Genomic DNA, 12,206 nt, shown 5'->3' on the forward strand with positions numbered 1-12,206 from the left:
GGTCCGTGGGTCCGTGGGTCCGTGGGTCCGTGGGTCCGTGGGTCCGTGGGTCCTCAATGGGGCCGGTGAACTAACCCGCTGCGCGGGAGGGTGCGCGCGGTGAGATAACGGCAAGGCATCGGTCGTCACGGCTTGGTTGAGGATCGCCTGGTTCAGGCGTTCCCTTTTGGCTCCTTCAACCCAGGAGCCGAACGATGACGACGCCACTCCCCAACACCCCTGTCAGCCCGCTGCGCCAGAAGCTGATCGACGACATGACCATGCGCCACTTCTCGGTGGCGACCCAGCGCAACTACATCCGTGATGTGGGGCGCTTCGCCAGCTTCCTGCGGCGACCGCCAGATTCCGCGACCACCGAGGATGTTCGCCAGTTTCAGCTGGCCCAGAGCGAGGCCGGCGTACCGGTACCCACCATGAACAGCGTGGTCTCGGCGCTGCGGTTCTTTTTCACCAACACCCTCGATCGGCCCGACCTGGCGCGCAAGCTGGTGCGGGTGAGCCGCCCCCGCAATTTGCCGGTGGTATTGAGCCGTGACGAGGTGGCGCGCCTGCTCAATGCCACCACCAGTGTCAAGCACCAGGCAGCGCTGTCAGTTGCCTACGGCGCAGGATTGCGCGTCGGCGAAGTCGCCATGCTCAAGGTGCGCGATATCGACAGCGAACGCATGCTGATCCGGGTAGAGCGCGGCAAAGGCGGGCAGTACCGCAATGCCATGCTCTCACCCGACCTGCTCACCCTGCTGCGCCAGTGGTGGCAGGTCGGCCATCGCCAGGGCGTGCTGCACCGCGACGGCTGGCTGTTTCCGGGCCAGCACGCCCTCAAGCCGATCAGCACCAGGCAACTCTATCGTGTGGTCGTCGAGGCGGCCCAGGCGGCCGAGATTACCAGGCGCGTTGGGCCGCACACATTGCGGCACAGCTTTGCCACCCATCTCCTGGAGGACGGCGTCGATATCCGCATCATCCAAGCGCTGCTCGGTCACGCCAAGCTGGAGAACACCGCCCTCTACACCAAGGTGGCAACGCGCACGGTGCGGGCTGTGACCAGTCCGCTCGACCGCCTAGGCATCTTCGTTCCGACGGAGGAACCACCCGACCCCTGAGCGGTGCGCCCCACCATCGAGGTCGCCGATATCTTCCGGGTTGCCGGTCCAGCCTATCGCGCGGACCATGCCGGGCACCTGAGCCTCAGCCAGCTCAAGGTCATGTCAGCGATCGAGACCTGCCGCACCGCTGCGCTTGGCGGTCACGTCGAAGCTTGTTCCGACTGCGGGCATCAGCGCATCGCCTATAACTCCTGCCGCAACCGGCACTGTCCGCGCTGCCAAGGCGCGGCGGCACGCACCTGGCTGGAGCAGCGTGAGGCCGATCTTTTGCCCGTCGGGTACTTCCACGTCGTGTTCACGCTGCCCACCGAGGTCGCCGATATCGCCTTCCACAACAAGGCTCAGGTCTATGACCTGCTGTTCAAGGCGGCGTCTGAGACCATGCTGACGATTGCCGCCGACCCAAAACATCTGGGCGCCCGCATCGGCATCACCGCCGTGCTTCACACTTGGGGTTCGGCCATGACCCACCATCCGCACATCCACATGATCGTGCCCGGCGGCGGCATCGCGCCGGATGGGCGATGGATCTCGTCGCGCCCGGCCTTCCTGCTGCCGGTGCGGGTGCTCGGGGCGCTGTTCCGCCGGTTGTTCCTGAGCAGGTTGCTCGACCTCCATGATGCCGGAAAGCTCGCCTTCTTCGGCAAACTGGCAGGGATCAGCGACCGCCGTGCCTTCCAGCGTCATCTAGCGCCGGTCCGCAGAAAGCGTTGGGTGGTCTATTCCAAAGCGCCCTTTGCAGGGCCTGAGGCGGTGCTCGCCTATCTCTCCCGTTACACCCACCGGGTCGCCATCTCCAACAGCCGCCTCTTCGCCTTCGATGGCAATGAGGTCACCTTCCGCTATAAGAACTATCGCTGCTCCGGCGCCGACCGGCAGCAGGTCATGACCCTGGCCGCCGACGAGTTCATCCGCCGCTTCCTGATCCACGTTCTGCCGCGCGGGTTCCACCGCATCCGGCACTACGGCCTGCTCGCCGGCTCCGTTCGCAAGGAGAGCCTCGCCCAGGCACGCAACATGTTGGGGCTGGCGCCGGCGACGGACGAACCGCCGACCGAGGAGGTTGCCCCAGATCCTCACCCGACTTGTCCTTGCTGCGGCGGTACCATGGTGATCATCGAGACCTTCGCTGCATGGTGCCAACCGCGGGCCCCGCCGACCGCCCGACCATCAACCCGGGAGACCTTCGATGACCCGGCATAACCGATTGCGAGCTCAGACCGCGATAACACCATCGCAGCCTGCGAGAGACCTCGCGCCCCTCCATAAATGGATCGTCATCTCACGCGCGCTCGGCCCTACCTGTCGCGGCAGACTTCAACTCAACGGCCGCAACATTGACCTGTTCAACCCTAGCGCTGCAGCCCGATCACACCATCCGGGCGGCCCCCAGACTGGCCAAATCGAGAAAAATCCATAGCCCCCATCCCGTGGGTCGCGGGTTCGTTCTTCGGGGACTTTCGGGCGCCTAACGGCAGCCGAAACTCTCAACGGGAAGCGGACTGGCAGCTTTGAGGCGGCGACGACGGAATAGCTGCCGTTGAGCGGTGTATCCAACAAAGGCAGGTGTCGACCCCATTTCCGCCGTTCGCCTGTCGAATTTTTTCTCCCAATAGCGGACATTTCTCCAAGTATTGGGTCACAGGAATGCAAGGATCGCTATGCGGTCAGTCAGAGCCCGCTCCTTCCTTCTCTATCCAGGTCCGAAACGCCTGTCGTCGGCGGCTTGGGTCTCGGCCTGGCACGACCAACAGATGAAAATCCTCCATCGCGAGCGAAAGTCCAGGGAAGAGGGAGACCAGTCTTCCAGCCGCAACGTCCGCCGCCACAAGGGCGTTCGGCCCCATAGCAATGCCGACACCATCGATCGCCGCCTGAAGCGAGTGGTACAGGGGTTCGAACCGCATTTGGGCGTGACCGAGCAAGTCAGGGTAACCTGCCAGTTTTAGCCAGTCTGACCAGAGATGCGTGACGGACTCCGCATGAAGGAGCGTGTGCGCAGCGAGGTCCTGAACCTCTCTGATCGGACAACGAGCGAGAAGCGACGGGCTCGCCACCGGACCGCAGGTTTCAGCCAGAAAGGGCGAGCTGGCGTCACCGAGCGATCCTCGCCGGATCGCGATGTCGAACGGGTCGCTGATCGTATCGATCGACGCTATCGAGGCGGATAGTCGAACCTCGATCTCCGGGTGAAGGGCGGAAAAAGCTGGCAGGCGCGGGATCAGCCATCGCATCGTGAATGTCTGCGGCGCATTCACCCTTAGCAACAGGGGGCCGTCCCGCTTGGCCAGTTCCTCGCTGGCGGCTGTCAGCCCATCCATAAGCTTCGTCGCCTCGGCGAGAAACTGTCGTCCGTCCGTCGTCAGGGCAACGCCTCGCCCGTCTTTGGCAAATAGGCGCACGCCTAGCCAGTCTTCGAGAATGCCAACCTGGCGGCTGATCGCGCCGTGTGTCACGCCGAGCTCAACGGCAGCGGCGCTCAGACTTCCTAATCTGCCGGCGCATTCGAACGCCTTCACGGCGTTCAGAGGAGGAAGATGGCGACCCATGTGTGAGCTTTCCTGACAGATGGCCCAAGCTAACTCGATTGTCGTGCGGTTGGAAGGCCCGTACCAATGGGGCACCCAACCGGATCGTCCCGATGCCTTCCTCGTCCGAAGCCGAACAGCTCCTCGTCCGCGCCTTGCTTCCCTCCGACTCTCTTTCGGACCTGACGACGCTGCTCCACTCCGCCTACGAACGCCTTGCGCGCATGGGCCTGCGCTACATGGCGACCCATCAGAGCGAAGATGTCACCCGCGAGCGGGTCCAAAGCGGCACCTGCCTCGTCGCTGTGGACGATGGCAGGATATGTGGCACGATCCTTTACCGCAGTCCTGAACAGACAGGGGGATGCCCCTGGTACGACCTGCCGCAGGTCGCGTCGCTCGGCCAGTTCGCCGTTGATCCGCAGATCCAAGGGCGCGGTATCGGGCTTCGACTCCTGCGCGATGTCGAACGCCGCGCCATCGCCAGCGGTGCCCATGAAGTCGCCCTCGACACGGCCGAACCTGCGAGGCATCTCGTCGACTGGTACACGGGCCTCGGCTATCGCTTTGTCGAACATGCGCAGTGGTCGCACACAAACTATCGAAGCGTCATCCTCAGTAAGCGGTTGTTCATGCCGTCGGCGCTGTGAGATGTTGAAATTCGTTCATCTATCCGATCTTCATCTCGTTCCGCCTGGTGGTGAATTGCACGGGCTCCGGCCAGCCGAACGCTTGGCGAGCTGCGTCGCCCATATCGCCCGTGAACATGGTGATGCGGCCTTCTGCGTGGTGAGCGGAGACCTTACCCATGACGGTGACCCTTTCGGCTACGCCGAAGCGAAACGGATACTGTCTCGTCTTCCCTTTCCTGTTCACCTCATGATCGGCAATCACGACGACCGCGGCGCCTTTCGAGCGGCATTCCCTTATGTCCCCTGTGATCGGAACGGCTTTGTCCAACAGGTCATCGACGTGCCTGAAGGTCGACTGATCCTCCTTGACACGCATGAACAGGGCCGGCCCGAGGGACGCTTGTGCGAGCGGCGCCTGGATTGGCTTGGCGCAGAGCTTGAAAACCGCCCTGGCCCGATCTTCCTGTTCATGCATCATCCGCCGTTTCCGGTCGGGTTTGACCGAATGGACAGCATCCGCCTCCAGGACGGCGATGCGCTTGCCACCCTTCTGGAGCGATCCAACGCCACAGTCCGACATCTCTTTTTCGGCCATCTTCATCGCAATATCGCTGGCGCGTGGAGAAATTGGTCGTTCTCTGGGGTCCGAGGCACAAACCATCAGATCGCCCTCGACTTCACGGCACGCGGTGATGCACCCGTTAGCCTCGAGGCGCCGGGTTATGCGGTAGTTAGGGTGGAGACCGAAAGCGTGGTCGTTCACTTTGCCGAAGTCGAGGGCTAGTGTAGGGGATGGCGGCTTTCCAACGTTCTGCTCCGAAACCCGACAGCCCGTTCCCCACCCCAATGGTGCCAGTCTCCTGCCGACCCCGTTTCGGACATGCCCGCCCCTGAAAATTGGGCGGATAACTGCCCCACAGTTGACAGCCAATTGTTCGAGTGGCTTGCTCTGCGCCACGCGTATAAGTCGTCAAATGCCGGCTAGAGGACATAATGAAAATGTTTGACGTCGTCTATTTCTTAGCATTCTTGGTATTGGTTCCGGTTCCTCTGGCCATTTTTATTATTAAAAATTTGCCTAAAGACGCAGATATCAGTAAAATAAATGGTTTTTATCTATTTCATGCCATCGCATTGGTCGTTTTTGCGCTATATCTTCCATTTTATTTTCTGAAGATGCACTTGGGGTGGGGTAACTAACGTCTCCATTTTTGAGTTTCTGCCCCAAAGCCGACCGCTCGCTTCCCACCCCTTTGGAGACGCTGCTCGCTGCAAGCCGACAGGCGGCTTTCGGGCCTTCGCCAAAGCTTGCTGAATGTCTGAAATGGGGCGCACTCCAGCCGGTCCGCAAATTTCACGAGCCGCAAATGACTCGACGTTTCATTAGATCCGAGTTCGACCCACCCGTTACATGGTGCCGACAGGCCAATGGGTCGTTCAAAACAGCCCTTCTACCCAGGGCCAATACACCCCCGTTACCTCCTCACTTGGTGACAAAAAACCACGGTCTGATAACACCTTTCTGGACGCTAGAAATGTGTTTCCAGATTGCAATTTTTTGCCACAAAGTTCGATGTGGCATGCGGAACCTTAGGTGCTCGGGGGATCGGCCTTCGTGTCGGATAGCCGCTGAGTAAGCTGCGCGAGTTTTTCGTCGACACCCTTCATGGCTTCGGAAAGCTGGCTCTGCTCCATGGCCTCTCGCTCGGTCAGTTGAGCGGAGAGTTTTTCGATTTTCCGCTCCCTAGCCGCTAGCTGCCCTTCGGTGGCCGACAGGGCTTTGCTGGATTTTTCTAGCTCCTTGCCGAGTTCCACAACTCGCTCTTCCAGCACAGCATTCGCCGATCCTAGCGTTTCCACCTCTGCCTCCAGGTCACCCAGCATGCGGTGCAGTCGCTCAATCTGATCGCGATTGCGCGCCGCTTCAGTCTTGCCGCCCTCGGCAAAGATCTGCGCGAGCGCTGGGCGCACAAGATCGATCATGCCAGCCGGAAGGTCGTCCACCGGCTGCTGCGGCTCCTCACGCAATGTTTTCAGATGCCTCAACACGGTAGGCTTGGACCCACCACCGATTGTGGCAATGACGGCATCTGCGGTGGCGCGTTGGCGGGTGAGATGGAGCTGCGCCACGGCGGCGCGCACTTTTTCCAGGCTGGCGATTTCTGCGGTCATGGTGAGCTCCTAGCGTTCAGGGTTTAGTATAGTATGGTTTAGAACCATACTGCAATACAGGGTGATTTTGGGCTGTGGCCCCACGACTATGTGCGGACCGGCTGGAGTCAATGGAGGGTCTCTCCACGCTGCGGACCGAGCCGGTAGTATCGGCTGATTGTGCGTGCCCAGCCCTCGCGGACGTCGGCCGCCAGCACGAGGGATGTGCTGCACGGGCCGTCCGCGAGCTTTGGATGCCCCTGGACCTCTCCCACTAGGTACATGACACCGGACGCGGTCCAGCGTGGTTCCCAGTCGGTCAGCAGCGGCGCATTGGACAGATCCTCTGGACTGGGTGAGTGCCCGCTGGCCAGTCTCTCCCAGTCGCGGAGCGCGCGTTTCAGCGTTTTTGCAGACACCCGTTTCATCACCAGGCCGCCTTGTTGTGTTCACGGCAACGCACGCTCCACCAGCCGATATCCTTGCGCAGGTGACCCTGGGCACCGCACATTTCGCAGATGTGGCCAGAGACGTGTTCAGCCGCCGCGATGATCTCGTCGCCGAGGTCCGGCAGGTCTCCGAACCAGTAGAACCTCAGCGTCCCGAACTTCTCTTTGATCTGGCTCGGTGCCCAGGCTGTGCTCGGTGCGATCTCTCGGAGCCAAGAAAAGGTGGCGTCCAAAAGGTCGGTCCAACCGGGGCCGCATTCGAAGCCAATAACTGCCTTGTCGTGCTTTCGGTGAAGGGCTTGAAGGTCTCGGTCTTCCGGTGACCAGCCCTTGGGGTTGAAGGGCGCCGTGCGTCTCCAACGCAGGCGCTGCATGCGCACAATCAGCTCCACCAAGGTTTCGCGATGGAAGGGCGGGTGCGGGGAAAAGCCCGATCCGCCGATTGCATTGACGGGACGCCCTGGCGCGATATGCGCAGACAACGTCTCAGGGGAGGCCCCAACGGCGGTCAGGGACGCAAGAGCAGGATCGCCGGCTAGGCAGGCCTCGATCAAAGCTTTGGTTTCGGCGGCGATGCTCATGATGAGGCCTCCGCCAGAGCTGGGGTCTGGTCCAGGTCAGAAGGCAGATCTGACTGAGTGCTTTCGGGAGCTTCGAGGATTTCGTCGAGACGCTCACCGGTGATGACCCGTTCGTCGATCAGGACGTCGACAAGGCGCAAAATGTCATTCTGGCGGCGGATGACGATTTCCGTGGCCCGCTTGAGGAAGCGGTTGAGTTCGATGTCGATGACCACGGCCAGCGGAACACCACTCCTAAAATCCCGATGGTCGGTGTTCTTCGCTGTCCGCAGTGAACCATAGAGACCGAAGTCCAACATGGCTGCGCGCAGGAGGGAGTTGACGCTCTCAAGGTCTGCCGCGGCCCCAGCATGACCTCCGGGGCCCAAAGCCTCATCGGCAGCCCGACCGCCCAGCATCATGATCCCGGTCCGCTCGATCTGTTCTCGGGTGAGAAGACCGGTGTCGTCATTGCCGGTGTTCACATAGCCGCCGACAGCGCCCATGCTCAGGATGGACACTTCCTGGACAGGCAGTCCCAGTTCAATCGCAACCACAGCGTGACCGGCTTCGTGCAGTGCCACGGCGCGGTCCTTGTGCGGCGATCGGCCATCGGGCGGCGCGACCAGGTCCAAAACGTCGCGCAGGACCAGAGGGCGCCCCGCTTTCTGGGCCTGTGCCAGGGCAGTTTCGCACCAGCTCTTGATCCGCGCCGGACTTGCACCAATTGCTAGCCGCGCCAGTTGGACCACTGCGGATCCGGGCAGCCTGTCCCCCAGAAAACACGCAAACAGCCGCTGCCGGTCCATGGAATCGGGCAAGAGGACCGGAACCCGCCGCTCCAGCCGGCCGGGACGGATGAGGGCCCCATCTAGCTTTTCAAAATGGTTGGTGGCTCCGAGCAGAAGAATGGGCTTACCTGCATGCCTGAGCTTGTCGATCTCCGTGAGAACGAATGTCACAACAGGCGTCCACCACTGCGCGTCTTTCGCATCCATTGCAGCGCGGTTGGGCAGACTGTCGATTTCGTCGATCAGACCGACGACTGGCGTGGTGGCCAGCGCGATCTCGTCGAAAAATCTGCGGGCTGCGCGAATGACATCACCCAGATGTCCGCCGGAATCCGCAAACCATTCGCCAACGGATGTCCGCACGAACGTCCAGCCGGCCGAACCGGCCACAGCTTGGGCCAGTGTGGTCTTGCCCGTGCCCGGCGGACCTTCCAGGCAGCCATGGATCAAGCTCGTCGACTTGAGCTTTCCCTCTTCCACCTTTTCCATGAGGTCCAGCGTCTCGAGGGCCCAGGCAGAGACAGATCGGGTCATGGCCAGGTCCCCAAGGATGACCGTAATCGCGGCGCCGACGTCCTTGCGCAGAGCCTTGGAAGCCCGACGCAGACTGAACACGCATTCTCGCGCCGAGAGCAGCGGACGGATTGCCGTGACAAAATTCTCAACGCTCAGACCTTCGAGGTCGGCGCGATGCAGGCCCCGTACAGTTTGACCGGTGACGGCCTGGATAGTCTGCCGAACGACGGCCAGGTTCGGAGGCGGTACGGTGATGATGACATCCGCACCAACCAAGGCCTCGGGCACCAGGATGCGCTCTGGGTCCGGTGAGATCAGGATGACTGTTCGTCCCCACTGCAGTTTCGCCAGCTCGTGCCGGCCCTGCGGCTCCTGCGATTTCCCCGGGCGGGACGGCTCACAGAAGGCTTCGACGACCACGTTATGATCCTGGGAGGCGATGTAAGTGTCGAGCAGCCGGGCGGTGGCCTCATCCTTGGTCTTGATGATGATGAGCTTGGCCGCAGCCTTGAACAGCCGGCGCAGCTTGGGCGTAAGAGCCCTGTCGAGCAGGAGCCGGCCCAAAGCCTCACCGGGACGCTCGAGTTCCCGTGGTGCTGTGTCGGAAGCGGCTCCGGCACTGGTCTTGTCATTGGAGTTCTTGCGGGACTTGTTGTTGAGAGCGGAAAGAGACATGCGTGTTCTCCATAGGCTGCGGCCGAAGCCGCGCCTTGAACAGTAAATTAGAAAGGGGTTTGGAGTCGGAGTGCCGGACGCGCGCTAAAGAGCGCACGCGTCGATTTCACAATCGTCCGGGTCTATCGGCTGCCAACAGCTCAAGCCAAAACCTTTGCTGCCCGAGACGAAGTGGCCCACAGCGCTACCCGAGGAAAAGACCAGGTCGCGCATCAGGACATAGCAGGAGCCATCCCCGGCCAGTTCCAGCAGTCCCGAATGCAACCATGCAGCGCGCTGGAACGAGGCATTGGCCGATGCGGATTTTACAGTGTCGATGCGCACGTCGCTGCCGCGCAGCAGCAACCAGGTCCCGTCATGGCGCTCTGCCGCCAATGCCGTCAGGCCACGATAGTTGAGTTCCATCACCCGACCTTCGGGAATGGAATCAAAGGGTCGAAGGGCTCCAAGGCGATCGGGTTCCGCGCGGGGACCGGCCAGCCGCTGGCGCACCGAACCCTCGAGGAACATGATGTCAGCCTGGCGCAATGCCAGAACCACCTGGGCGATGAACTGCACAAGCTGGTCATAGCGTTCGACGCTGATGGGCGCCCCGTCGGGCTGCTTGTTGACCACAGTGAAGTCGGCATCATCGGACACGTAACCCCACAAGATGCGCTCGAGGGCGAGCCCGTCTTCTTCACTCAAACTATTGTTCGCGTCAGTGATCACCAAGATGGTGTCAGGCAAAGCATCCATCTGTTTGCCCTTGGCGATGCGGAACCCGACGTCGCCGCCAAAGCCAACATATGCTTCTGCGCCGCAGAGCTGGATATAGACACCAGGCTGCTGCAGCCCGGGCGCATATTTGAAGGCAGCACGATGCCTGCCGGACCCACGAAGGATCCGCGGCTGCAAAGTTGACGAGGGCACCTGCACAACGTCTGGTGGCAGCTCAGCGTCGGCGTCGGCCACAAAGTCGGTCCACTGCGCAGTGGCGAGCTTGTCTTCCAGATTCTCGCGCGGCAGGTCCGGCAAGGGTGGAGCGTCAACCGGGACGAGGTCACCGGATTGGGCGGACGGCAGCGGCCGGGCCAATATCGTGTGAGCATCGATGATGCCTTCAGACAGCACCACCAGGGCACCGGCAGCGACGAGAGCAAAGATGGCGCTGACCGGATCGTCATGTCCGGGAAGCTCGGCGATGATGTCGCCGATACTGGCCGAGCCGGTTGCATCCACAATGGACAGGATCTGCACCTGGACACTGGGCGTCAGGGTCGGGTGGCTGATCAGCCCGGGATGCGTCAGATCGGCACCGCCCGATACGGGCAGACCGGATGTTGGGGATAGGGGGTTGCGTGCGGCCACAGGGCCGCTATTGGTGGCAATAGCCTTCATTGAACTGCACCTCAGTTTAATGTCGGTCAGGTCGACAGGGTGTTGCAACCACTCTGTCGGCCGCCTCAAAATGAAGCGGTTCCAACCGTTTCGACGCCGGGATTGGCATCGTCTGAAAAGGCTGCGGGATCCTTTTTGGCTTGGCAATCCCCATTCTGCGCCGACGTGAATCGTGGTTAATTTTTGGTTTCGTGCCGCCGAACGCATGGGGTGGAGAATAGATTAAGGCACGGAAGGGAAACGGTTTTCGGCCTTGTGGCGATGAAAATGATCGGCACCGCTGAGGGCCGAGCCTGACTCTCCATACCTCTAGATCTCTGCCATCCAGCGTTGTCTGGTGCGGTCATCGGCCCAGATAGCTGCTCACCAAACTCATGAACGCTGGCGGCGCGCCACGGAAAATCCTCACGTCGGCTGGGTCGTCGCGCTCATTCCTGAACATTCCGCTGGCGGGAGCGAGTTGGTATTTTCCGTGTGGCGTCAGGAAGACCACAAGGTCACCTTTGTCGGCGTAGTTGAGGTAGATGTGTTCGGCACTGGTTGTGCACCACTTTGTGCCCAAGCCCCAGAACCGGGCTGCCGCAAAACCCTTCAACCGCACCACCATCCATTTGCCATCGCGGTAGAGAATTTGGGATTGGCGATGGGCCTCGGCCTTTAGGCCTTCGCGTTCCCTGCGCCGGTGCGTGTCGGCAATCCGGGTCGGAATGATTGACCGCAAGTCATCGACCGTCCTGTATTGTCCGATGTCGCGCTGCTCGACGGGCAGCCGGTCTTTGAGGTCATGGAATCGAGCAAGCGCCCGCCGGACGTCTTCCAGCTGCATGATGTCCACGCTCGTCCGAAACCCTATCTGGTCCCAGAGCCGGCGGCGCCAGTGCGAAAGCCAACCATGGTATAGGCCTTCTGTCGGGTCGAACTGGCAGATCAGTGGAAAGACGCGTTTTTCGCGCCCGACGGAAAGATAGGGGTCCAGGTTTTCCCGGCCAGCGCGGGCCCAGGTCGCCTGCAGGTGGTCGATCAGAACAAAATCGGCGCGGTTGAGATTCGTGGGCATTCCCCATTTTGATCGGCGACAGTTCCGAGGCGACACCACGTGGAGTGTGGATCCCCAGGATCACGCACTTGACGTTGGTATAGGTGAGTGTGCCGGGGCAGATCGCGACCGTTAGAACACGATGGCGGCAGAGGCAGGCCGAGTACATGGTGCAGACGCCGTTCGGCGTGTCGGTGGCAATGCGCTGATATTGTTCGGAAAAGGATCCAGAAATGCGACAGGCGTGGAGACTTTCGAGTGACGTTGCCCCCTGCGCCTAATCCAGTTTGAAGTAGGCTCTGGCCCCATCAGAAGGACCAGAGATGAAGCGAACCAGGTTCACCGAAGAGCAGATCATTGCGATCTTGAAAGAGCAGGAGGC

At 61.3% G+C, this 12,206-nt stretch carries 11 protein-coding genes; 4 read left to right on the top strand and 7 right to left on the bottom strand.

Annotated elements, in window-relative coordinates:
- The first annotated feature begins 194 nt into the window (after nt 1-194).
- Nucleotides 195-1,103: a tyrosine-type recombinase/integrase gene (locus ACXYMS_RS15905; RefSeq protein ID WP_458907789.1), complete on the top strand. Its 909-nt coding sequence runs from the start codon at nt 195-197 to the stop codon at nt 1,101-1,103.
- A gap of 3 nt (nt 1,104-1,106) precedes the next feature.
- Nucleotides 1,107-2,309 (top strand): IS91 family transposase, encoded by a 1,203-nt coding sequence (locus ACXYMS_RS15910; protein ID WP_458907790.1) that lies wholly within the window; start codon nt 1,107-1,109, stop codon nt 2,307-2,309.
- A 464-nt stretch (nt 2,310-2,773) separates the two neighbouring features.
- Here ACXYMS_RS15910 and ACXYMS_RS15915 read toward each other — a convergent pair whose 3' ends face one another.
- A complete protein-coding gene (locus ACXYMS_RS15915) occupies nt 2,774-3,655 on the bottom strand; it encodes a LysR substrate-binding domain-containing protein (protein WP_458907791.1) in 882 nt (293 codons plus the stop codon).
- A 92-nt stretch (nt 3,656-3,747) separates the two neighbouring features.
- On the opposite strand from ACXYMS_RS15915, the gene ACXYMS_RS15920 reads away from it, so the two are divergent.
- Both ACXYMS_RS15920 and ACXYMS_RS15925 read left to right on the top strand, forming a co-directional pair.
- Entirely contained in the window at nt 3,748-4,284 is a 537-nt protein-coding gene (locus ACXYMS_RS15920) for a GNAT family N-acetyltransferase (protein WP_458907792.1), read from the top strand.
- A gap of 1 nt (nt 4,285) precedes the next feature.
- Nucleotides 4,286-5,050: a phosphodiesterase gene (locus tag ACXYMS_RS15925; RefSeq protein WP_458907793.1), complete on the top strand. Its 765-nt coding sequence runs from the start codon at nt 4,286-4,288 to the stop codon at nt 5,048-5,050.
- Between the two features lie 806 nt (nt 5,051-5,856).
- Here the strand turns inward: ACXYMS_RS15925 and ACXYMS_RS15930 are convergent.
- The 6 genes from ACXYMS_RS15930 to ACXYMS_RS15955 form a co-directional block, all read right to left on the bottom strand.
- Nucleotides 5,857-6,438, bottom strand: coding sequence for a DNA-binding protein (locus ACXYMS_RS15930; protein ID WP_458907794.1), 582 nt, complete (start codon nt 6,436-6,438; stop codon nt 5,857-5,859).
- Nucleotides 6,439-6,545: 107 nt separating this feature from the next.
- Complete coding sequence (locus tag ACXYMS_RS15935) at nt 6,546-6,845, bottom strand: DUF6634 family protein (protein ID WP_458907795.1); 300 nt, start codon at nt 6,843-6,845, stop codon at nt 6,546-6,548.
- Nucleotides 6,845-7,447: a hypothetical protein gene (locus ACXYMS_RS15940; protein ID WP_458907796.1), complete on the bottom strand. Its 603-nt coding sequence runs from the start codon at nt 7,445-7,447 to the stop codon at nt 6,845-6,847. The genes ACXYMS_RS15935 and ACXYMS_RS15940 overlap by 1 nt, the downstream gene beginning before the upstream one ends.
- Nucleotides 7,444-9,408 carry an AAA family ATPase gene (locus ACXYMS_RS15945; RefSeq protein ID WP_458907797.1) on the bottom strand — a complete coding sequence of 655 codons (1,965 nt, stop codon included), beginning with the start codon at nt 9,406-9,408 and terminating at the stop codon, nt 7,444-7,446. The genes ACXYMS_RS15940 and ACXYMS_RS15945 overlap by 4 nt, the downstream gene beginning before the upstream one ends.
- An 84-nt stretch (nt 9,409-9,492) precedes the next feature.
- On the bottom strand, nt 9,493-10,788 hold the full coding sequence (locus tag ACXYMS_RS15950; protein WP_458907798.1) for a hypothetical protein: 1,296 nt from the start codon (nt 10,786-10,788) through the stop codon (nt 9,493-9,495).
- A 343-nt stretch (nt 10,789-11,131) separates the two neighbouring features.
- The gene (locus ACXYMS_RS15955) at nt 11,132-11,845 is read right to left on the bottom strand and encodes a hypothetical protein (RefSeq protein ID WP_458907799.1); all 714 of its coding nucleotides are present in this window, start codon (nt 11,843-11,845) and stop codon (nt 11,132-11,134) included.
- Between the last annotated feature and the right edge of the window lie 361 nt (nt 11,846-12,206).

Source organism: Devosia sp. CAU 1758 (assembly GCF_054482695.1).

Bases quoted from the DNA above. Each gene is read 5' to 3' on its own strand.
- ACXYMS_RS15905 (WP_458907789.1), top strand. From the start codon at position 195: ATGACGACGCCACTCCCCAACACCCCTGTCAGCCCGCTGCGCCAGAAG.
- ACXYMS_RS15915 (WP_458907791.1), bottom strand. From the start codon at position 3,655: ATGGGTCGCCATCTTCCTCCTCTGAACGCCGTGAAGGCGTTCGAATGC.
- ACXYMS_RS15920 (WP_458907792.1), top strand. From the start codon at position 3,748: ATGCCTTCCTCGTCCGAAGCCGAACAGCTCCTCGTCCGCGCCTTGCTT.
- ACXYMS_RS15925 (WP_458907793.1), top strand. From the start codon at position 4,286: ATGTTGAAATTCGTTCATCTATCCGATCTTCATCTCGTTCCGCCTGGT.
- ACXYMS_RS15930 (WP_458907794.1), bottom strand. From the start codon at position 6,438: ATGACCGCAGAAATCGCCAGCCTGGAAAAAGTGCGCGCCGCCGTGGCG.
- ACXYMS_RS15935 (WP_458907795.1), bottom strand. From the start codon at position 6,845: ATGAAACGGGTGTCTGCAAAAACGCTGAAACGCGCGCTCCGCGACTGG.
- ACXYMS_RS15940 (WP_458907796.1), bottom strand. From the start codon at position 7,447: ATGAGCATCGCCGCCGAAACCAAAGCTTTGATCGAGGCCTGCCTAGCC.
- ACXYMS_RS15945 (WP_458907797.1), bottom strand. From the start codon at position 9,408: ATGTCTCTTTCCGCTCTCAACAACAAGTCCCGCAAGAACTCCAATGAC.
- ACXYMS_RS15950 (WP_458907798.1), bottom strand. From the start codon at position 10,788: ATGAAGGCTATTGCCACCAATAGCGGCCCTGTGGCCGCACGCAACCCC.
- ACXYMS_RS15955 (WP_458907799.1), bottom strand. From the start codon at position 11,845: ATGCCCACGAATCTCAACCGCGCCGATTTTGTTCTGATCGACCACCTG.